The sequence below is a fragment of the Labrys sp. WJW genome (assembly GCF_001676615.1).
Classification (GTDB): Bacteria; Pseudomonadota; Alphaproteobacteria; order Rhizobiales; family Labraceae; genus Labrys; species Labrys sedimenti.
Window position 1 is genome coordinate 1 of record NZ_LYXZ01000080.1, and the last position, 20,494, is coordinate 20,494.

Below are 20,494 nucleotides of genomic sequence, written 5' to 3' on the forward strand. Positions count from 1 at the left end.
CCGTAGCAGACGGGCCCCGGCCGGGCCCCGGCGCTGTCGGGCCCGACGCGCAGCTGCCCGTCGACGACGCGGGCGATGGAGCCGCCGCCGGCGCCGATGGCGCGGACCTCGATCATCGGCGTGGCGATATGGAAGCCGCCCGCCTCGTGATTGGTGGACATCAGCGGCTTGTCGTCGACCACGATGGCGACGTCGAAGGAGGTGCCGCCCATGTCGGTGGTGATGAGGTTGCGATAGCCCAGCTTCTTGGCCAGGTGTACCGAGCCCATCACGCCACCGGTTGGGCCGGAGGTGACCAGGGTCACCGGCCGGCGCGCGGCCTCCGCGACCGGCATGACGCCGCCGGCCGAATTGAGGATGGAAAAGGCGCCCTTGAAGCCGCGCTTCCTGAGCATCTGCTCGATGCCGTCGAGATAGGAGACCACCTTGGGGGCGAGGTAGGAATTGAGCGCGGCGGTGGCGGTGCGCTCATATTCGCCGATGACGGGTGCGACCTCGCTCGACAGGCTGACATAGGCGCCCGGCACTTCCTCGCCGATGATGCGGGCGGCGATGCGCTCATGCTCGGGATTGCGGAACGACCACAGGAAGGCGACCGCGAAGGTCTGGACGCCCTCACTCGCCAGGGAGCGAACGGCCGCCCGCACCTGGTCCTCGTCGAGCGCGACCAGCACCTTGCCGGCATGGTCGACGCGCTCGCGGATCTCCCGCACCAGATGGCGCGGCACGATCGGCTGCGGATAGCGCCGGCGCGAATACCAGCCGAGCCGGTCGACCGGCACCCCGGCGGTGAAGCCCATCAGGCGCTGGATCGCCAGCGTGTCGCCGAAGCCTCGCGTGGCGATGAGGCCGGTGCGGGCGCCGTCGCGCTCGATCACCGCATTGGTCGCCTGGGTCGTGCCATGGCCGAAGGCGACGACGCGGGCCAGCAACTCCTCGCCCGTCATGCCGCGCTGAGCGGCGGCATCCTGCACGGCGTTGAAGACGCCGACCTCCAATTCGCCCGGCGTGGACAGGGCCTTGGTGGTGATCAGGCCTCCGTCTTCGTCCAGGAGGACGAGGTCGGTGAACGTGCCGCCAATATCGACACCCAGAAACATGGACTTCCTCCCAGCTTGGTACCGGGTGATCCATGGTCGAGCGCAAGGGTTTGCAACGCTGGCAGCGCGGCTGGGCATGCGATCGAAATCGGATTCTATCCCGGCGCGGGGCTCTTATTTCCCGCGAGCATGGATCGAGTTTTACGCCCGGGATTCGCAGCAATCCAATATATAATTCGCGGTGATGCATAGCCAGATGACTATGAATGGATGGCGATACCGGCCTGCGTTCACGGCGCCGTTGGAGCCTTGAAGCTCGGTACCTGACCAGCCGCGGCGGCTTCGCGCACGAAATCCATCAGCCGCGACTGGAACCGCGAGAAACTCTTGCCCCGCTTGTGGATCAGGAAGACGGGCACGGGCAGGTCCAGGCCCGGCGTCGCGACCTGCCGCAGCAGGCCCCGGGCCAGTTCGTCGCGCACGCAGCTCTCCAGTACGAAGGCCACGCCGGCGTGATGGCGCACCGCCTGCTTCATGGCTTCGGGATGCCCGAATTCGAGAATGACCTCGCGATGCCGGATGCCATGAGCATAGAGCGCATCCTCTTCCAGCTCGCGCCGAACCTGCTGGCGGGGCGAGGAGATGAAAGGCAGGCTGGCGATGGCTTCGGCATCGGCACTATCGCCGACCAGGGTGCTGTCGGCGGCAACCACCAAGACCAGCTGTTCGGTCCACAGCTTCTCGACGCCGAGGCCATCGACATCGTGCCGGGGATCGAGGATGCACAGCCCGAAGTCGCAGGAGCCGTCCCGCACACTGGCGGTGACGAATTGCGGGTTGGAAACCTGCACGGTGATGCCACCCTCCCGCACGGTCCGGCGGAAGGTGGCAAACATCGGCGGCAGCACATAGGAGGCGACGGTCATCGAAGCAGAGACCACGGCGCTGCCGGCTTCGCCGTCGCCAGAGAGGGCCAATTCGCGCTCCAGTTCGCGTGTCCGGGTGACGATGTCGCGAGCCCAGGCCTCGACCCGGATACCTTCCCGCGTCAGCACCAGGCGGCGGCCGCTGCGTTCGAACAGCTTGGCGCCGACCTTGTCCTCGAGGAAGCGCAGATGCGCGCTGACGACGGGCTGGGCGATACGCAGCCGCTCGGCCACGCGGGTGACGCTCTGCAGGTCGCAGACCATGCAGAAGATCTCGAGCTTATGGAGCGTGGCTTGGGAGGCGAACAAGCGTTGAGCGCCATGTCCTTGGGCGGGTGGAATCGTATCGGTGCTCGGCATTGGAACTTTTCCCGCTCACGATCGGCTCTGGATGGTTATGAATTCACCTATGTATGAACCTGCTATGGGCTAATGCGGTTCAGTTAAGGAAGAAGCGCTCAAAATTGTCATAGCCGGGCTTGACCCGGCTATCCAGAAGCCGCACGCGCAACGCGGAGATCCAGGCTAGATTGCCGGGTCGAGCCCGGCAATGACAAAGGTCGAGTAAACAAGACGCATGAATGACCTGCATTGTACTATGGGCGCTCCTTCATTCATCCAGCCACACCAAAACTGCCAATCACGAAAGGCGCTCAATCGGCTGGCCGGCAGACCTTGGTGACGAGGGCCATGAAACGGGTTTTCTCTTCCGCTGACAGCGAGCCGAGAATGTCCGCCTGAATCTCGATTACCAGGGGCCGAACATCGGCGAGCAGGGTCTTGCCGCCTGTGGTCAAGGTAAGCGTTCGGGCGCGCCGGTCGGTCTTCTTGACGACGCGGCGGATCAACGTACGCGCCTCCAGCCGGGAAACCACATCTCCGATGGTGACCTTGTCCATGTCGACCAGTGTTGCCAGCGTGGCCTGATCGATCTCCGGATTTTCTTCCAGCACGGACAGCACCGCGAATTGAAGCTGGGTCAAATCGAAGCCGGCTTCCTGGGTCTTCTGCGTGAAGGTCGCGATGGAAAGCTGGTGCAGCCGTCGGATCAGGTGGCCGGGAAGGTGATGGATGAATGCCATGCTCGCTTCCTACCAGCGCGCCGCGGCCGCGACAATCATTGACAAAATCCAATTAGTAAGTATACGTACTATTTAATTGGGAGGAACGATAATGGCCAATGCGATGCAGCCCGAAGACACGCCGGCCCTGCGCAAGCTCTATGCCAACTTCAGGGATCAGCACCTCAATCCGCTCTGGACCCAGCTCGGCGACCTGATGCCGCGCCACCCGCGCCCGAAGGCGGTGCCGCATGTGTGGAAATGGTCGGATCTCTTCCCGCTGGCCCAGGCATCGGGAGCTCTGGTCCCGGTTGGCCGCGGCGGGGAACGCCGCGCTATCGGCCTCGCCAATCCCGGCCTCGGCGGCGAGGCCTATGTCTCGCCGACGCTGTGGTGCGCCATCCAATATCTCGGCCCCAAGGAGACGGCGCCCGAGCATCGCCATTCCCAGAATGCCTTTCGCTTCGTGGTGGAGGGCGAGGGGGTGTGGACGGTGGTCAATGGCGATCCCGTGCGCATGAGCCGGGGCGATTTCCTGCTGACGCCGGGCTGGAATTTCCATGGGCATCACAACGAGACGGACCAGCCTATGGCCTGGATCGATGGCCTCGACATCCCCTTCTCCTACCAGAACGATGTCGGTTTTTTCGAATTCGGGTCCGAGCGCGTGACCGACTATGCCACGCCGCGGTTCTCGCGCAGCGAGCGGTTGTGGTGTCATCCGGGCCTGCGCCCGCTGTCGGGGTTGCAGAACACGGTTTCCTCCCCGATCGGCGCCTATCGCTGGGAATATACCGACCGCGCGCTCACCGAGCAGCTGCTGCTCGAGGAGGAGGGCCAGCCGGCGACGGTGGAGCAGGGCCATGCCGCGATCCGCTATGTCAACCCGACCACAGGCGGCGACGTGATGCCGACCATCCGCGCCGAGTTCCACCGCCTGCGCCAGGGTGCCGAAACGGCGGTGCGGCGGGAAGTCGGCTCCTCGGTGTTCCAGGTCTTCGACGGCAGGGGCGCCGTGGTGATGGGCGGCGCGACGCACAGGCTCGAAAAGGGCGACATCTTCGTAGTGCCTTCCTGGGTGCCCTGGTCGCTCCAGGCCGAGAGCCAGTTCGACCTGTTCCGCTTCTCCGACGCCCCCATCATCGAGCGCCTGAATTTCGACCGCGTGCTGGTCGAGGGCGGCGACTGATGGGCGAGCTCGACGCTGCCCGCCGAGCCCTGCAGGAGCGGCAGGGGGCCGGCGCACGCTATGATGCGCCGGAGGCGCCGGCGGATGCGCTGGCGCTGGCCCGGCTGGGCACGGCCTATTTCGCCCGCAAGCTCGGCGAACTGAACGATGCCGCGCTCTATGCGCCCTGCCGGGTTCCAGGCTGGACCCGCGCGCATGTGATCTGCGATGTCGCCTATCAGGCGCGAGCGATCAGCCGGCAAGTCGAGGCGGCAACAGCAGGCGAGGCGATGCCGCCCCTCTATGACGACGAGACCGCGCGGATCGGAGAGATCGAGCTTGGCGCGACGCTGCCTGCCCGGGCGCTGCGTCATCTGTTCGAGCACGCCGCCGTTCATCTCAACGTCGTCTGGCGCGATTTGCCGGGTAGTGCCTGGGATGCGTTCGCACCCGACGCCGACGGCTTGCCGCGCGCGTTGCGCGCCACGGCGATGGAGCGCGCGCGCCGTCTCTGGTGTGGCGCCCTCGAACTCGACAATGGAGCACGATTGCGCGACTTGCCGCCCGGCTTGCAGGGCTGACGGTTGCCGATATCACAGCAAAGGATGATCCGATGACGACAGCAAACCTCTTTGCCTCTCCCGTCTGGCCGACCGTGCCGGTGAAAAGCGAGACCGCCCTCTATCCGGTTCACCGCATCTTCTGCGTGGGCCGCAACTACGCCGCCCATGCCGCCGAGATGGGCGTCGAGGTGGACCGCGAGGCGCCGTTCTATTTCACCAAATCGGCGCTGACCGCCGAGCAGAGTGGCGCGACGGTCGCCTATCCGCCCGGTACTTCGAATTTCCACTATGAGATGGAGCTGGTGATCGCCATCGGCGCGCCGGTCTTCAAGGCCGATCGCGCCGCCGCGCAGAAGGCGATCTATGGCTATGCCTGCGGCCTCGACATGACGCGTCGCGACCTGCAGCTCGAAGCGCGCGCCAAGCAGCGCCCCTGGGATCTCGGCAAGGATGTCGAGCAGTCGGCCGTGTTCGCCGCCATCACCAAGGCCGCCGATTTCGCGGCCATCGGGCCGCAGCGCATCCATCTGGCGGTGAATGGCGAGGTGAAGCAGGAAGCCCGTCTCGACGACCTGATCTGGAAGGTGGACGAAATCGTCAGCCATCTTTCGCATTATTACCATCTGCAGCCGGGCGACCTGATCATGACGGGGACGCCGGCTGGCGTCGGCGCCGTGGTGGCCGGCGATGTCATCACCGGCGGCATCGACGGGCTCGATCCGATCGAGCTGACGATCGGGGTGGCGGAATGATCCGCTTTCACGGTTATTTCCGCTCCTCTTCGGCCTATCGCTGCCGCATCGCCTTCAATCTCAAGGGTGTGGCCTATGATTTTGCCTCGGTGCATCTGCGCAAGGATGGCGGCCAGCAGAAGGCGCCGGCCTATCGCGCCCTGAACCCGCAGGCCCTGGTGCCGGCGCTGGAGGAGGGAGATTTCCGCCTGACCCAGTCGCTCGCCATCATCGAATGGCTGGACGAGACCAGGCCGGAGCCGAAGCTGCTGCCCGGGGATGCGAATGCGCGCGCCGAAATACGCGCCTTCGCCCAGGTCATCGCCTGCGATGTCCACCCGCTGCAGAACCTTCGCGTCCTCGATTATCTGAAGACCAATTTCGCCGCCGACCAGGCAGCGCTGGATGCCTGGTGCCAGCGCTGGATCGTCGACGGCCTGGCCGCCTGCGAAGCCCTGCTCGCCCGCCGCGCGCCTTCGACCTTCTGTTTCGGCGAGGCGCCGACCCTGGCCGATATCTGCCTGGTGCCGCAAATGTTTTCGGCCCAGCGTTTTGGCGCAGATCTCTCGGCCATGCCAAGGCTGCGCGCGGTCCACGCCGCCTGCGAGGCGCTGCCCGCTTTCGCAGACGCCCATCCCGTCAGGCAGCCCGACCGAGAAGCCTGACCTGCATGAGGGGGCGGAAGATTTAGGTCTTCAAATAATAGACTGATCAATCAAAAAACGGCAATGCTGCGCAGCATTGCCGTTTTCGTTTCGTCATGCGGCCATGGTCTGTCCCTGCAGGTCCTCGGCACGCGCCAAAGCGGGCCTGCCGAGCATCATGTCGGCCGCCTTCTCCGCGATCATCATCACGACGGCGTTGATGTTACCGCCCACCAGGTCCGGCATCACCGAGGCATCGACAACCCGAAGACCCTCCACGCCGGCGACCCGTAGCTGCCCATCGACGACGCGCCGCGCGTCCTCAACCCCGCCCATCCGGCAGGTTCCGGCCGGGTGGTGCACGGTCACCGAGGTCGCGCGGATGAAGGCGTCGAGAGCTTCATCGTCCTGAGCGGCGAGGCCCGGCGCATTCTCCTGGATGATATGGGGTGCCATGGAAGGCTGGTTCATGGTCCTGCGCAGGATGCGCAGCCCCTCGCGCAGCGTATCGCGATCCTGTTCCGAGGTCAGGAAATTCGGCGTGATGCGCGGTTTCGCCGCCGGATCGGCCGAGCTGAGCGTGATCGTGCCGGTGCTCTCAGGGCGCAGCAGGGCGACCCGGCAGCCGAAGCCATCCGGCACCGGGGTGCTGAACGGCGGAAGATAGGGCCGGGCGGGGAAGGGCGCGGCCAGGAACAGGAATTGGATGTCGGGCGCCGGCAGATCCTGCCGGGTCTTCAGGAAGGCGGTCACCCCGATCGGCACGTCGGAAGCAAAGCCGTCCCGGCGCAGCAGGGATTTCAGCATGGCCAAAGCGAGCCGGTCATAGCGCATTTCCTGCTGGAACCAGCTCGGGCTCTTGCGGCGGTAGCTCGCCATCACCGAAAGATGGTCCCGCAGATTGCCGCCGACGCCGGGGCTGGCGATCTTCACCGCGATGCCGTGCCCGGCCAGCTGGGTGGGATCGCCGATGCCCGACAGCATCAGCAGCTTTGGCGAATTGATCACGCCGGCGGCTAGCACGACCTCGCGGCGCGCCTGGGCGAGCTGGGTACGGCCGCCCTCTGTGAAGCGAATGCCGGTTGCGCGGCCATCCGTCATTTCGATGCGGTCGGCACGGGCACCGACGATGACGCGCAGGCTCTTGCGACCGAGGGCTGGACGCAGATAGGCGGTGGCGGCGCTGTTGCGCCTGCCGGCATGGATGGTTTCCTGGATGTAGTCGAAGCCCTCCTGCTGCGCGCCATTATAGTCCGTCGTCACGGGATAGCCCGCCTGCCGTCCGGCTTCGATGAAGTCGGCCAGGATGCCGTCGCGATAGCGGGTGCGCTGCACGCGCAGCGGGCCGGCGTCGCCGCGGAAGGCGTTGCTGCCGCCCTCCCAGGTTTCGGAGCGGCGGAAATAGGGCAGCACGTCGGCATAGGACCAGCCATCGAGGCCCGACTGCGCCCAGCGGTCATAGTCGCTGCGATGGCCGCGCACATAGGCCATTACATTGATGGAGGACGAACCGCCGATCACCCGGCCGCGGGCACATTCGATGCCGCGGCCGTCGATGCCGGGATCGGGCTCCATGAAATAGCCCCAGTCATGCAGGCGTTGCGGGAAGATCTTGCCGATGCCGACGGGGATGTGGATGAGGGGATCGCGATCCCATTGCCCGGCTTCGAGCAGCAGCACGCTGGCGCCACCCTCCGTCAGGCGGTTCGCCAGCACGCAGCCGGCCGAACCGCCCCCCACGACGACGAAATCATAGGTGCCGGCATCCTGGATCGGGGTTTCGTCGGCCATCAGGATGCTGCCTTCAGTTCGGAAGCCGGCGGCGCCGGCCGGCGCGAGAGCCACATCTTGAACAGCAGGGCGAAGATGCCGCCGATGACGGCCGCTACCCCCGCGCTGACCATGATCTGCCCCGGCAAGGCGCCCACGGCAAGCATCTGGCCGGCAAAATAGGGCGTACAGACCTGGCCGAACCGCCCGACCGCCATGCTCAGGCCGACGCCAGTGGCACGGATGGCGGTGGGGTAGATTTCGGCGGCCATGGCGATGGCGCCGGCCGTGCCGATGCCGAGGAACAGGCCGACGAGGCCGATGCACAAGGAGGCTGCGGGCACGGACGCCACGCTGTAGCCCAGGCCGACCGTGGCAGCGGCCCCGAGGATGAAGGCCGGCACCATGGTCGGAATGATGCCGAACCGCTCGATGCAGCGGCCGGCAACGGCCTGTCCGAAGAAGGCGCCGAGACCGTTGAAGGCGACGACGAAGGCGCCGTCCGCCGGCGAGATGCCGTTCATGCCCATCAGGGACGGCGTCCACAGCACGGTGAGGGTCAGGACGCCCATACCTGTGAAGAAGGGACCCCAGAGAAGGAGCGTGCCGAGCGCGAGTCCCCCACGGAAAACCGAGCCGAAGGAGGCGCGTTCGGCCTTGTCGCCATCGGCCGTCAGCACGGTGCCCTCGGGGAGGGAAGCCACGCCCATGCGCTGGAGAATGCGGCGTGTCCCAATCGTGTCGTTGCGCCGCGCGATCAGGAATTTCAGCGATTCCGGCAGCCAGATCGCCAGGATGACGGCAATCGCCAGCGGCAGCATGCCGCCGATATAGAAAATCATCTGCCAGCCGAAATGCTCGATCAGCCGCGAATTGATGAAGGCACCCGCCATCGCCCCGAGCGGGAAGGAGGACCACATCAAGGTCACGCAGGTCGCCCTGTGGCGCTCCGGCGTATATTCGGCGGTCAGCGCGATGAAGCAGGGCGTGGCGCCGCCCAGGCCGATGCCGGCGAGGAAACGGCAGAGCATCAGGCTGTTGAAGGATTGGGCGGAGGCGGTGAGCAGGGTGAAGATGCCGATGAGCACAGCGGCGATTACCAGCAGGCGCTTGCGGCCGACCCTGTCGGCGATGGCGCCGAAGCCGATGGCACCGAGGGCAGCGCCCAGTAGACCGGCCGAGAAGACGGGACCGAGTTGGGGGATGGTCAGGCCGAGCGATTTGGCGATGAACGGTGCCGCCACGCCGATCGATTGGGTATCCATGCCATCGAAGAAATTGATCAAGCCGCACAGGGCGATCACGGCGATCTGCAGCCTGCTGATCGGCTTTTCGTCGATCAGCCGCGAAACGTTGAGCGAGGGGCTCGCCATGTCTTGTTTCCTCCCCGAGTGGCCGGCTGTCATCCGTGAAGAGATCCGGCCGGGATCCTTATTGGCTTCTTGTCGAAGTCGAGCGGGCGTGGCCCCGCGATTTGCCCTGGCCGCCTCTTCGGAGGGTAGCCAGGAGGGCGCGCCCGTGCGATTTTTCAATTTAGTACGTATACATATAATCTGTATACTGTCAATAAAATCGGCCGCCGATATGAAGGTCGATTGGGCGTTCGCCGGACGGTCGGATGCCGCGCTTCCTCACCGTCCGAACGCGCAGATCAGGGGGGCGTGCTCTCGTTGTGGAGGCTGACCAGCTCCGTGAGCAAGCGCATCATCGTCGCGCGGCTCTCCGGCGGCAGCGGTGCGAGCAGGCGCTCCTGCACGCGATGGACAGCCGGCTCGACATCGCCCAGGAGCTTTTCGCCGGCCGGCGCGAGATAAAGCAGCTTGGCGCGTTTGTCGGTCGGGCTGGCCCGCCGCCTTATCCATTTTTTTGCCTCGAGGCGCTCGAGCACGTCGCCGATGGTCGAGCGGTCGAAGGCGATCAGGCTCGACAGCCGCGTGGCATCGAGGCCGGGATTGGCGCGGATCGTGAACAGCGCCGCGAACTGCACCGACGTCAGATTGAAGCCATCGCACTCCTCGGCGAAGATGCTGCTCGATATTTGCTGCGCGCGCCGGATCAGATGTCCCGGCATGCCATAGAGCTCTGTCATCGAATGCTACCCAATTTTCGCGGGACGATAGTTAAATCATCGCCCGCGGCAAATCAAAGCAGCCCGTCGGCCGGACTCGGGACTCAGGTCAACAAGAATTGTTTTCCGAGGACGAGGCGCGACTTTTTACCCTCCCCTCGATGGGGAGGGTCGACGCGAAGCGTCGGGGTGGGGTGATTACGGACCACCCTTTCAAAAGATTTTCCGAAGTCTTCGAATTCAAATCGAGAGAAACACCCCACCCCGGCCTTTCAAGCCGACCCTCCCCATCGAGGGGGGGGTAAAGATTCGCCTCATTAACCTGAGTTCGAGCCTTGAACCCGTCGCCGGGCCCGACCCTCAGCCCCGGCCACGCCGCGCCTTTGCCTGCTCGACCCACAGATCCCAGGGCCGATGGACTTGCGCCTCGATGTTCTGCGCAGCCGTCCGGCTCTCGCCCTCGCTGAGATAGGTGATCTCGCCGAGCCGGCTGGCTTCGAGCTGGTAGCGGGCATTGAGTTCGGCATAGACAGCCCGGTAGACCGCTTGCGGCAGCGATTGGGCGACGACCGTCGAGCCGTGGCCGCGCATCAGCACGATGTCGCTGGCGTCGAACTGTTCGGCCAAAGCGCGGCCGAGCGCATTGTTGGAAATGAGCAGGTCGGTGCTGTCGCCGCCAGCCTCGCGGATCTCGAACACGGGCGCGGCCTGGCCGATGAAGCCGGCCATGTGGAACAGGGCTCGCAGCCTCGTGGACTTCGACACGCTCAGGGGCACGATCGCATGCGAATGGCTGTGGACCACGGCGATCACGTCGGGGCGGCGGCGATAAATCTCGCCATGGATGAAGCGTTCGAGATAGACCCGGCGCCCCTCGGCGTTGACGGCATCGCCGTCGAGCGTGAACTCGATGATGTCCTCGGCGCCCACCCGGCCCGGCGCCATGTTGCGCGCCAGCAGGAAACGGTCCGGACGGTGATCGTGACGCACGCTGACATGGCCGAAGGCATCGACGACGCCCTGGTCGAACAGGATGTGATTGGCGTTGACCAGGTCCTCGATAAGGGCAGGCGAGGGCGCTACGCCCGCTCCCGCCTGGTCGGCGACGACGACGCCTGCGGCATCTTCGGAAGCGTGGGATTTATCGACACACATGAGAAGGTCCTCGAAATACTCTTGAAAGGCTGGATCGGTGCAAGGCGGTCAGGCCGCCGAAATGGATTGGGGAGCCGAGGCTACGCCGAGGCCGTTGCTGCCATACAGCCACTGCAGAGCGTCGTACCATTGCTCCTGCGATTTGGCCGACATGATCTCGTTGCGCAATCGGGCGTGAACGCCCGCCGGATGGTAGATGTGATCGCCGACCGCACGCGACATCAATTGGATACGCGCTGTGCGGGTCACGCGGCGGTGCTGGTAGGAGGCGAGGGCGGTCTCGTGGTCGCCGGGATGGGCGGCGATCTCGTCGGCAAGGCAGACGGCATCTTCCAGGGCCATGCAGGCGCCCTGCGCCATATATTGCAGGGTGGGATGGGCGGCGTCGCCCAGCAGTGCGACCCGCCCCTTCGTCCAGGTATCGGTCGGGTCACGGTCGCACAGCACCCATAATTTCCAGTCCTTGCCATGGCGGATGATGTCCTGCGCGCGCGGATGGACATGCTGGAAGCCGATGAGCACTTCCTCCTGGCTGACCGGCTTGCCGGCGACCGGCTCCGGCGCGTCGTTGTGGTAGGTGACGACCAGGTTGAAGCTCTTCCAGTCCGACAGCGGATAGTGGACGATATGGCATTTGGGGCCGGCCCACAGCGTCGCCGCGTTCCAGCGCAGGTCTTCCGGCATCTGCTCGGTGGGAATGACGCTGCGATAGGTGGTATGCCCCGTCACCCGGGGCGCACCGTCACCGACGAGCTGGGTGCGGATGTTGGACCATAGCCCGTCGGCGCCGATCAGCAGGTTGCCGGTGACGCGCTCGCCGCCCTGCAGCAGAGCGGTGACGCCGGTGCCGTCCTGCTCGAAGCCGGTCACGGCGCAGCCGGTGCGCAGCTCGATGAGCGGATCGGCGCGGCAGGCATTGACGAGAACGCGGTGCATGTCGCCGCGGTGGATGACGGCATAAGGATTGCCGAAGCGCTTCTGGAACGGCTCGGTCAGGTCGATCGAGGCGATTTCCTCGGCCGTCAGAGCATCCATCATGCGCAGCCGGTCGACATAGACGGCCAGTTTGCGCATGGCATCGCCGACGCCGAGATAGTCGAAGGAGTGGAAGGCATTCGGGCCGAGCTGGATGCCTGCGCCGATCTCGCCGAGCACGGGCGCGCGTTCGAGCACGGTGCTGGCGTGACCCTTGCGGGCGAGACCGAGGGCGGCCGCCAAACCACCTATTCCAGCGCCGGCAATGACGGTCCTGTGCTGCATTTTCACTGTTTCCTCTCCTCTGGCCGGTCCTTGGGATCGGTGCGGCCTTCACGGCACGGCAGACCGTGCGGTGGCCGGGGCAGATGCCCCAGGCACGGCGATCCCGGCTGCGTTCGATCGGGTATTTGATAATTGACAGTTAACTGATAATCCGTATACTGTCAATTATCAAATGAACCAGTCGAGCTGCCTTGGTACGGTGCCTGCGACGCGGGCGGACGGAAGCCCGTCGAGGGGCGGGGCAAGCGGGCGATTGGAGAATCAGGCGAGCTTGCCAAGAGGCTTGCCGCAGGGGAGGAGCACTGTCCGATGAACTACGTCACCCAGGCGGATCGCATGCTGATCGGCGGCGAGCTCGTGCATGCCGGCAATGGCGAATTCGACCTGTCGATCAATCCCGCGACGGAGGAGGTCATCGGCCGGGTTCCGCGTGCGACGGTCGGGGATGTTGACCGTGCCGCCAAGGCGGCGGATGCCGCCTGGCCGGAATGGTTCGCACTGACGCCGCTGGCTCGCGGCCGGGCGATGCGTGATTTCGGCAAGGCGCTGCTCGCCCGCTCGGAGGAAATCCTCAAGGTCGAGGTTGCCGACACCGGCAACACCATCACGCCCATGCGCGGCGATGTCGGCTTTGCGGTGGACAGCCTCGATTATTATGCCGGCCTCACCCATGAGCTGAAGGGCGCGACGATCCCCTCCACCCATGAGAACCTGCATATCACCCTGCGCGAGCCCTATGGCGTGGTGGCACGCATCGCCCCCTTCAACCACCCGCTGATGTTCGCGGTGGCCAGGACAGCGGCGGCGCTGGCGGCCGGCAATGCCATCGTGGTCAAGCCGCCGGAAACCAGCCCGCTCTCGGCGATGATCCTGGCGGAAATCGCGCGGGATGCGCTGCCGCCCGGCGTCTTCAACGTGATCACCGGTGACGGCCGCACCGTGGGCAATGCCCTCGTCCAGCATCCGCTGATCAAGCGCATCGCCTTCATCGGCTCGCCGCAGACGGGGCGGGCGATCCAGCGCGCGGCGGCGGAGGTCGGCGTCAAGCACATCAGCCTGGAACTGGGCGGCAAGAACCCCTTCATCGCTTTCCCGGACGTCGATCCGGAGCGGATCGCCGAGGCGGCCGTGCGTGGCATGAACTTCGCCTGGCAGGGCCAGTCCTGCGGTTCGACCAGTCGCCTCCTCCTCCATGCCGATATCCATGACGCCGTGCTGGCGCGCGTCGTCGCCAAGGTGAAGGCGATCCGGCTCGGTGACCCGCAATCGCCCGATACCGGCATGGGTCCCGTCAATTCGCGAGGGCAACTGGAAAAGGTGCTTTCCTTCTTCGAGAGTGCCAGGACGGATGGCGCACGCCTGATGACCGGCGGCAAGCGCCCTGATGGTCCGATGTTCGAGAGGGGGTACTGGGTCGAGCCGACCGTCTATGCCGATGTCGAGCCGGGCATGCGGCTATGGCAGGAGGAAGTGTTCGGGCCGATCCTGTCCGTCGGCAAATGGCGCAGCTTCGACGAGGCGGTGGAGATGGCCAACAGCACCGAATACGGTCTGACCGCCGCGGTGTGGACCAACGACATCAACGACGCCTTGCGGATGGTGCGCAAGATCCGCGCCGGCCATACCTGGATCAACGGTTCTTCGGCGCATTTCATCGGCGTTCCCTTTGGCGGCATGAAGAGTTCGGGGATCGAGCGGGAGGAAGGCATCGAGGAGATGCTGGGCTATACCGAAACCAAGACGATCAACATCATGCTGTCGAAAAGCTGAGGGGCGCCTGTCTGCGCGCAAAGCGTGCCGTTCGACATGAAGGCGCAATAATATTGACAGCATACTGAATATATGTATACTTATTAAAAACGAAGAACAATCCGCATCCTCGCTGCGGCGCGCAGGGTGGAGAGGACGAGAACCGGCATAACAAGGTTCGGCAGCAGTTCGATTTCCCCACCGGTGATTTACGCAGACGGCGATCGTTTCGCGCCTGCGCGAGGGTACTGCTGACCAGAACAACCATACGAGGGAGGATCCATGACCTATGTAATCGGTGTCGACACCGGCGGTACTTTTACCGACGGTTTCCTGGCCAGCACGGAAGGCGTGCTGGCCTCGGCCAAGGCCCATTCGACACCGCCCGATTTCTCGCGCGGTTTCATCAATGTCCTGGGCGAACTGGCGAATACCGTCGGGAGCAGTGTGGAAGACCTGCTGTCGCAGACGGATTACATCGTCCACGGCACCACCTCCACGCTCAATGCCGTCGTCACCGGTGACGTGGCGCGGGTCGGTTTCCTGACCACACGCGGACATGCCGATTCCATCCGCATCATGAATCTGGAAGGGCGCTATGCTGGGCTCGACCCGAGCGCCGTCCAGAACATCTCCCGCACCAACAAGCCGGCGCCGCTGGTACCGCATCGGGATGTGATCGAGCTCGACGAGCGCATCGACCATAAGGGCGCTGTCATCGTTCCCCTCGACGAGCAGGGCGTGCGCACGGCCGTAAGGAAGCTGCGCGATGACGGCGTGCGTGCGATCGCTGTTTCGCTGCTCTGGGCCTTCCGCAACCCCGTGCATGAACGGCGCATCCGCGAGATCATCCAGGAGGAAGCGCCGGAGCTCTATGTCGCGCTCTCGCATGAAACCAGCCCGCGCATCCGCGAATATACCCGCAGCGCCACCACCATCATCAACACCCAGGTCGGGCCGGTGCTGAAGGGCTATCTCACGCCGCTCGAAGAGGAGTTGCGCGCCAAGAAATTCGAAGGCTCCCTCCTGATCATGCAGGGCTCCGGCGGCTGCGTGCAGGCAGTCGACGCGCCCAAGCATGCCGTCAGCACGCTGGGCTCGGTGCTCACCGGCGGCGTCATCGGCTGCCTGCGCCTGGCCGAACGCCTCGGGCACAAGAACATCATCTCCACCGACATGGGCGGAACGACCTTCCTGGTTGGTCTGGTGCGCGACGGCAAGCCGAGCACGACGACGACCACCGTGCTGCACCAGCACCAGATCAACACGGCGATGGTCGATGTACGCACCATCGGGGCCGGCGGTGGCGCGATCGCCTGGATCGACGGCGGCGGCAATCTGCGTGTCGGCCCCCGTAGCGCCGGCGCCCGTCCCGGCCCGGTCTGCTATGGCGAGGGCGGCCAGGAGCCGACCGTCACCGATGCCGATCTCGTGCTCGGCATCGTCAACGGCGACAATTTCCTGGGCGGGCGCAAGAAACTGTCCAAGGAGCTGGCGGCGGAGGCGATCCGTACCAGGATCGCCGAACCGCTCGGCCTGACGGTGGAGCAGGGCGCGGCCGCGATCTACGCCATCCAGAACGCCCAGACCGCCGACCTCGTGCGCAGCGTCGTCGTCAATGGCGGCCATGATCCGCGCGATTTCGTGCTCTATTCCTTCGGCGGCGCCGGCCCGGTGCATGCCGTCAACTATTCGGCCGATCTCGGCGTGTCGGAAGTGGTGGTGCCGCTCGGTTCGACGGCAGCGGTGTTCTCGGCCTATGGGCTTGCCTCCTCCGACATCGTGCTGACCGCGGAAATGTCGGATCCGGGCAATTTCCCCATCGACCCCGCCACGCTCAACGGCAATTTCGAGAAGCTCGAAACCGAGCTGGCCGAACGCCTGGTCCAGCAGAAGCTGCGCTTCGCCAAGGTGGTCTATGAGCGGGAAGCAGAGCTGCGCTACACCATGCAGATGGCCGAGGTAACCACCCCGGTGCCAGGCGGTCCGCTCGGCGAAACGGAGATCGCCGGCATCGGCGACAGCTTCGAACAGCTCTATGAGCGCATCTATGGCAAGGGCGCCGGCTTCAGCGATGCCGGCCTGCAGATCATCACCTACCGCGTGCGTGCCATCGGCATACTGCCGATCCGTGCCGATCTCGCCGCGCATGAAAGCGCGAGCGCCGACCCCACGCCGTCCTCGATCCGCAAGGTGTTCCTCGACACGCGCAAGGGTTGGCAGGACACCAAGATCTACGACTATCGCTCGCTGGGCGCAGGGTCGAAATTGTCGGGACCGGCGGTGGTGGAGACACCGACCACCACCGTCGCGCTGCCGGAAGGCTTCGCCGGCGTGGTGGATGCCTATGGCAATCTCGCCATTCGCGTCGCGGAACAGGGCTGAGGGGAGGGAACCATGCCGCTCATTCAAATCGCAGGGTCGGAGCGTTTCGCCTATCAGCCGAAAGCCGCCGACGAGACCAGAAAGCTGGCATCCGGTGCCAGGCTGCACCGGGTGACCGCCGAGGACATCGAGGCCGTCGATCCCCTGACCTATGAGGTCATCCGCCACCGCCTCGCCGCCATCGCCGAGGAGATGGGCGACGGCCTCAAGCGCATGTCGGGGTCCGTCGTGGTGACGGACTGCAACGATTTCGGCGCCACCATCCTCGACGAGTGCGGCGATTCCGTCGTCGTCGGCCTCTACAACACCCAGCTTGCCGCTTCGGTCGACATGGCCGTGAAATGGACGCTGGAAAACCGCTCCCGCCTGCCCGGCTTCCAGGCCGGTGACATGTTCCTGTGCAACGATCCCTGGGTCGGCGGTGGGCTGCACCAGAACGACGTCACCGTCTTCGCGCCGCTGGTGCATGACGGCGAAGTCTTCGCCTGGACGGCCGTGGTTTGCCATCAAGTCGACCTCGGCGGCGTCTCGCCGGGAAGCTGGTCGGTGGAAGGGCGCGACGTCTTCTGGGAATCGACGCCGATCCCACCGGTGAAGATCGTCGAGGGCGGCAGTATCCGCGCCGACATCGAGGACATGTATCTGCGCCGCTCCCGGGTACCGCGCCTGATCGCGCTCGATCTGCGGGCCAAGATCGGTGCCAACAATATCGCCCAGGAGCGCCTCGCAGCCCTGATCGCCAAATATGGCGCGCTCACCGTCAAGGCGGTGATGAAGCGCATGATGAACGATGCCGAGGCGCGGCTGCGGGCCAAGCTGCAGGCACTGCCGGACGGCACCTGGAGCGGGGTTGCCCACCAGGACTCCTTCCGCCACAGCGACCGCAACCTCTACAAGATCCTGCTCACCATGACCAAGCAGGGCGACCGGCTGACCTTCGACTTCACCGGCACCGACAAGGAAACCGAAGGCTTCGCCAATTGCACCTTCGCCGGCCTGCGCGGCGGCATCATGCCCATCGTGCTGACCATGCTGTGCGGTGACATTCCCTGGTCGCCGGGCGGGCTCTATCGCTGCCTCGACATCATCAGCGAGCCCGGCACCATCAACAATTGCAACTTCCCCGCCGGCATCGGCAAGGCTTCCGTGGCGTCGGCCTGGGCTACGCAGAACGTGGTGTCGGAATGCGTCGCCGGCATGCTCGACGTGCATCCCGAGCACCGCAAATCGCTGATGTGCGTATGCTGCGGCACCTGGGACCTTGCGGTCCTCGCCGGGCTGGACCAGCGCGGCAATCCCTTCGTGACCATGATCTGCGATTCCATGGCCGGTGGCCTGGGGGCCCGCGTCGACCAGGACGGGGTCGACACCGGCGGCCTCAACTGCATCCCGATGGGGCGCGTCGCCGATGTCGAGATCAACGAATTCAGCTTCCCCATGCTCTATCTGTGGCGGCGGGAGGAGACGGATTCCGGCGGGCCGGGGCGTTTCCGCGGTGGCATGGGCGGCTCCAGCTGCTTCATCCCGCATGATTCCCCCATCGGCGGCGTGCATCTGGTGGTCTCGGCCACCGGCAAGGCGCTGCCGCAGGCAACCGGCATCAGCGGCGGCTATCCCGCCGGCACCCAATATGACGTCCTCAAGCGCAATGCCCGTGTCGCCGAGCTTTTCGCCGCCGGCCGCATTCCGGCAACCCTGGAGGAGGCGGGCGGCACCGCCGACATCCTGGAGGCGCATCTGGAGACCCATCTCGGCGAGCAGGATGTCTACTATACCCATTGGCAGGGCGGCGGCGGTTATGGCGATCCGCTCCTGCGTGATCCCATCCTAGTCGCCCGCGACGTCGAGGCCCGCAAGGTGTCCGTCCAGGCGGCCAACGACATCTATGGCGTGTTGCTGAATATCGACGGCAGCGCCGACGACCCGGCGACGCGCCGGCGCCGCACCCAGCTTCGATGCGAGCGTGTCGGCGAACCCGTCCCGAACCAGGCCGCGGAGTGAGGAGCCATGAAGATCGATGACAATGTCAGCCTTCGCGCAGACGGCACCATCGTCTGCAGCCATTGCGATCATGCCCTCGGGGCGAGCGTCGGCGATCCCTTCGCCAACGCCATCCGCCGCGAGCGGCCCTCCCAAGCAGCCGGGCCCGGTGTACGCGCACCCGCTTCGCATTTCACCGACCGGCCCATCGGCCTGCGCCAGGTCTTCTGTCCGGGTTGCCACGTCTTGTTGGCCACCGAGATCGCGCCGATGGACGAGCCCTCATACCGGCGCTGGGAACTGGAGGAGTAATCATCGGGAAACGCAAGCGGGACGCATGAAATGACGTACGATCCCCGAATGTAGCCGGGCGGCCGTTCAGGATTTTTGCAAGCCGTCCGCGAAATAGCTCAGGCAACGCCCTTCTCTGGCATTACTTTGCCTGACAATTGTAGCGACTATGGTTGCCGCTGCCGTGTCGAAGGTTTCGGTTTGTCGAATTAGCGTTCAAAAGGAGGTCAACGGCACTGGATATCTGAGTTGCCCAGCCGACTCGGGAGGATGGGTCCATGCGTTGGACTGGTCGATGGCCCATCCGAGATCGAAAATCGACGTAAAACCGTATATTTCCCTTATTAAACAGGCGCTTCGATCGAGTGTCAGTATCGGTGGTTGCTGGCCCCCGCAACCAATTCTGTCATAAATCAATTACCGTCCTGGTCTGACCATCAGGGCGGTTCTTGCGTTTTGAATCTTCAGCCCAGGTGGAAGCACGTCCGCATATCCCAACGAGCGAGACCTTGATCGTCGCTGTCCGAATAGAATCGAGCCTCTATGCCTAATCTGGAAAGAAAAATCCACGGCTACGGATAGCATGCAGAGGCAAATGCATGTCTGCCTTCTTGGCTCTTTGACGCAAGCGGCTCACGATGGTGTCAAGATTTCCGTAGTCAAAGTCGTAGATATTTGCGCCCATAGCCTCGACGAGCGCACTCCGTTCGACAGTGTTGCCGCGCTCACGGAACAAGCGCTCCAAGATGCGCCGCTCGGAGGCAGTCAAACGCAGACGATGGCCCAGGCCGTCGGTGAGTGCCCAGCCTCCTTCCACCAGGGCCCATTGCGGCGCATGAGGGGGAGGCTGCGAAGTGAGATTGCCTTTGACACGATTGCTGAGCGTCACCACTGTGGCAGCCAGTTCTCGGACATCAATGGGTTTGACGAGGCAGACGTCTGCGCCTTTCCGAAAGCTGGCGACTCTGTCCTCTATCGCCCCCTGGCCGGTCGCCATGATAATTCCGACCGATTGCGAAGACCGCAAATGAGCGGCGATGGACAGACCGTCTTCACCCTTCAAGCCGATGTCGAGGATCACGATCTCCGCCGGCTTGACCGCATAAGCTCTATATAAGGCGTCAGCGTTGTGAAATCCGTGTACGTTTAGGCCCAATCTGGATAGGCCTGCTACCATTTCGTCGCGGAAATCCTCGTCATCATCAACAAGATAGACGAGGGGAGTGGCTGCGACATCGTTCTGTTCAACCTCTTCTTCGAACATTTACTACCCCGCTTAGGGCACATGCCCGTATCATCCATTTTTGCGCGACCGCAGCTTTGCCTTCTCCAGTGAGCGATGCCGCAAGCCTCCATCACCGCAGTCGACGGCGCCTGCGGCACAAAGAACGGGAACTCGGTCCCGCTTGAGATTTTTCGGAAGCCAACCGCTCCACATGCATCGGCTCCGCGCATGGGGAACACGCTTTTCGCCAGCTTCACGTCGATCGTGATTCCTTCCCCGTGGACGTTTCCCTCATGCTGGAGAGGCGTTAGAGTTGGACCTCATTGTCGCGGGCCGTCGCTCCTCTCCCGCATTCGAGTTCGTCCTTGAACTCGGGCAGGGCGGTGTAGAGATCGGCGACGAGGCCGTAATCGGCGACCTGGAAGATCGGGGCCTCTTCGTCCTTGTTGATGGCGACGATGACCTTGCTGTCCTTCAT

At 64.6% G+C, this 20,494-nt stretch carries 17 protein-coding genes; 8 read left to right on the forward strand and 9 right to left on the reverse strand.

The window, feature by feature from the left end; translation table 11 throughout:
• From BA190_RS33160 to BA190_RS33170, 3 genes are all read right to left on the reverse strand, one after another.
• Positions 1-1,100, reverse strand: a 1,100-nt coding sequence (locus BA190_RS33160) for a hydantoinase/oxoprolinase family protein (protein WP_162275280.1), incomplete at its 3' end; no start/stop codon positions are given.
• A gap of 230 nt (positions 1,101-1,330) precedes the next feature.
• Positions 1,331-2,326 (reverse strand): LysR family transcriptional regulator, encoded by a 996-nt coding sequence (locus BA190_RS33165; protein ID WP_082980221.1) that lies wholly within the window; start codon positions 2,324-2,326, stop codon positions 1,331-1,333.
• Positions 2,327-2,619: 293 nt separating this feature from the next.
• On the reverse strand, positions 2,620-3,048 hold the full coding sequence (locus tag BA190_RS33170; protein WP_068298844.1) for a MarR family winged helix-turn-helix transcriptional regulator: 429 nt from the start codon (positions 3,046-3,048) through the stop codon (positions 2,620-2,622).
• A gap of 91 nt (positions 3,049-3,139) precedes the next feature.
• On the opposite strand from BA190_RS33170, the gene BA190_RS33175 reads away from it, so the two are divergent.
• From BA190_RS33175 to maiA, 4 genes are read left to right on the forward strand one after another with little or no spacing between them, the layout of a single operon-like run.
• Entirely contained in the window at positions 3,140-4,216 is a 1,077-nt protein-coding gene (locus BA190_RS33175) for a cupin domain-containing protein (protein WP_068298847.1), read from the forward strand.
• Entirely contained in the window at positions 4,216-4,776 is a 561-nt protein-coding gene (locus tag BA190_RS33180; RefSeq protein WP_068298848.1) for a maleylpyruvate isomerase N-terminal domain-containing protein, read from the forward strand. Before BA190_RS33175 ends, BA190_RS33180 begins: the two co-directional genes overlap by 1 nt.
• A gap of 32 nt (positions 4,777-4,808) precedes the next feature.
• Positions 4,809-5,510: a fumarylacetoacetate hydrolase family protein gene (locus BA190_RS33185; RefSeq protein WP_068298851.1), complete on the forward strand. Its 702-nt coding sequence runs from the start codon at positions 4,809-4,811 to the stop codon at positions 5,508-5,510.
• Positions 5,510-6,154: a maleylacetoacetate isomerase gene (gene maiA / locus BA190_RS33190; protein WP_156771817.1), complete on the forward strand. Its 645-nt coding sequence runs from the start codon at positions 5,510-5,512 to the stop codon at positions 6,152-6,154. Before BA190_RS33185 ends, maiA begins: the two co-directional genes overlap by 1 nt.
• A gap of 93 nt (positions 6,155-6,247) precedes the next feature.
• On the opposite strand, the gene BA190_RS33195 is transcribed toward maiA, so the two are convergent.
• From BA190_RS33195 to BA190_RS33215, 5 genes are all read right to left on the reverse strand, one after another.
• Positions 6,248-7,924 (reverse strand): GMC family oxidoreductase, encoded by a 1,677-nt coding sequence (locus BA190_RS33195; RefSeq protein ID WP_068298883.1) that lies wholly within the window; start codon positions 7,922-7,924, stop codon positions 6,248-6,250.
• Positions 7,924-9,276 (reverse strand): MFS transporter, encoded by a 1,353-nt coding sequence (locus tag BA190_RS33200; RefSeq protein ID WP_068298858.1) that lies wholly within the window; start codon positions 9,274-9,276, stop codon positions 7,924-7,926. The genes BA190_RS33195 and BA190_RS33200 overlap by 1 nt, the downstream gene beginning before the upstream one ends.
• Before the next feature lie 278 nt (positions 9,277-9,554).
• Positions 9,555-9,992, reverse strand: coding sequence for a MarR family winged helix-turn-helix transcriptional regulator (locus tag BA190_RS33205; RefSeq protein WP_068298861.1), 438 nt, complete (start codon positions 9,990-9,992; stop codon positions 9,555-9,557).
• Between the two features lie 339 nt (positions 9,993-10,331).
• Positions 10,332-11,126: a class II aldolase/adducin family protein gene (locus tag BA190_RS33210; protein WP_068298863.1), complete on the reverse strand. Its 795-nt coding sequence runs from the start codon at positions 11,124-11,126 to the stop codon at positions 10,332-10,334.
• 48 nt (positions 11,127-11,174) lie between these two features.
• The gene (locus BA190_RS33215) at positions 11,175-12,386 is read right to left on the reverse strand and encodes a 3-hydroxybenzoate 6-monooxygenase (RefSeq protein ID WP_068298865.1); all 1,212 of its coding nucleotides are present in this window, start codon (positions 12,384-12,386) and stop codon (positions 11,175-11,177) included.
• A gap of 309 nt (positions 12,387-12,695) precedes the next feature.
• Here BA190_RS33215 and BA190_RS33220 point away from each other — a divergent pair, with 309 nt between their 5' ends.
• From BA190_RS33220 to BA190_RS36345, 4 genes are all read left to right on the forward strand, one after another.
• Entirely contained in the window at positions 12,696-14,156 is a 1,461-nt protein-coding gene (locus tag BA190_RS33220; RefSeq protein ID WP_068298871.1) for an aldehyde dehydrogenase family protein, read from the forward strand.
• 261 nt (positions 14,157-14,417) lie between these two features.
• Positions 14,418-16,520, forward strand: coding sequence for a hydantoinase/oxoprolinase family protein (locus BA190_RS33225; RefSeq protein ID WP_068298874.1), 2,103 nt, complete (start codon positions 14,418-14,420; stop codon positions 16,518-16,520).
• Between the two features lie 12 nt (positions 16,521-16,532).
• Complete coding sequence (locus BA190_RS33230) at positions 16,533-18,521, forward strand: hydantoinase B/oxoprolinase family protein (RefSeq protein ID WP_156771815.1); 1,989 nt, start codon at positions 16,533-16,535, stop codon at positions 18,519-18,521.
• Positions 18,522-18,527: 6 nt separating this feature from the next.
• Positions 18,528-18,812: a hypothetical protein gene (locus BA190_RS36345; RefSeq protein ID WP_156771816.1), complete on the forward strand. Its 285-nt coding sequence runs from the start codon at positions 18,528-18,530 to the stop codon at positions 18,810-18,812.
• 526 nt (positions 18,813-19,338) lie between these two features.
• On the opposite strand, the gene BA190_RS33235 is transcribed toward BA190_RS36345, so the two are convergent.
• Positions 19,339-20,055: a response regulator transcription factor gene (locus tag BA190_RS33235; RefSeq protein ID WP_068298877.1), complete on the reverse strand. Its 717-nt coding sequence runs from the start codon at positions 20,053-20,055 to the stop codon at positions 19,339-19,341.
• Between the last annotated feature and the right edge of the window lie 439 nt (positions 20,056-20,494).

Excerpts from the sequence above, each read along its gene's own strand:
- BA190_RS33200 (WP_068298858.1), bottom strand. The coding sequence starts at position 9,276 with ATGGCGAGCCCCTCGCTCAACGTTTCGCGGCTGATCGACGAAAAGCCG.
- BA190_RS33215 (WP_068298865.1), bottom strand. The coding sequence starts at position 12,386 with ATGCAGCACAGGACCGTCATTGCCGGCGCTGGAATAGGTGGTTTGGCG.
- BA190_RS33195 (WP_068298883.1), bottom strand. The coding sequence starts at position 7,924 with ATGGCCGACGAAACCCCGATCCAGGATGCCGGCACCTATGATTTCGTC.
- BA190_RS33210 (WP_068298863.1), bottom strand. The coding sequence starts at position 11,126 with ATGTGTGTCGATAAATCCCACGCTTCCGAAGATGCCGCAGGCGTCGTC.
- BA190_RS33225 (WP_068298874.1), top strand. The coding sequence starts at position 14,418 with ATGACCTATGTAATCGGTGTCGACACCGGCGGTACTTTTACCGACGGT.
- BA190_RS33175 (WP_068298847.1), top strand. The coding sequence starts at position 3,140 with ATGGCCAATGCGATGCAGCCCGAAGACACGCCGGCCCTGCGCAAGCTC.
- BA190_RS33180 (WP_068298848.1), top strand. The coding sequence starts at position 4,216 with ATGGGCGAGCTCGACGCTGCCCGCCGAGCCCTGCAGGAGCGGCAGGGG.
- BA190_RS33170 (WP_068298844.1), bottom strand. The coding sequence starts at position 3,048 with ATGGCATTCATCCATCACCTTCCCGGCCACCTGATCCGACGGCTGCAC.
- BA190_RS33220 (WP_068298871.1), top strand. The coding sequence starts at position 12,696 with ATGAACTACGTCACCCAGGCGGATCGCATGCTGATCGGCGGCGAGCTC.
- BA190_RS33205 (WP_068298861.1), bottom strand. The coding sequence starts at position 9,992 with ATGACAGAGCTCTATGGCATGCCGGGACATCTGATCCGGCGCGCGCAG.
- BA190_RS36345 (WP_156771816.1), top strand. The coding sequence starts at position 18,528 with ATGAAGATCGATGACAATGTCAGCCTTCGCGCAGACGGCACCATCGTC.
- BA190_RS33235 (WP_068298877.1), bottom strand. The coding sequence starts at position 20,055 with ATGTTCGAAGAAGAGGTTGAACAGAACGATGTCGCAGCCACTCCCCTC.
- BA190_RS33230 (WP_156771815.1), top strand. The coding sequence starts at position 16,533 with ATGCCGCTCATTCAAATCGCAGGGTCGGAGCGTTTCGCCTATCAGCCG.
- BA190_RS33185 (WP_068298851.1), top strand. The coding sequence starts at position 4,809 with ATGACGACAGCAAACCTCTTTGCCTCTCCCGTCTGGCCGACCGTGCCG.
- BA190_RS33165 (WP_082980221.1), bottom strand. The coding sequence starts at position 2,326 with ATGCCGAGCACCGATACGATTCCACCCGCCCAAGGACATGGCGCTCAA.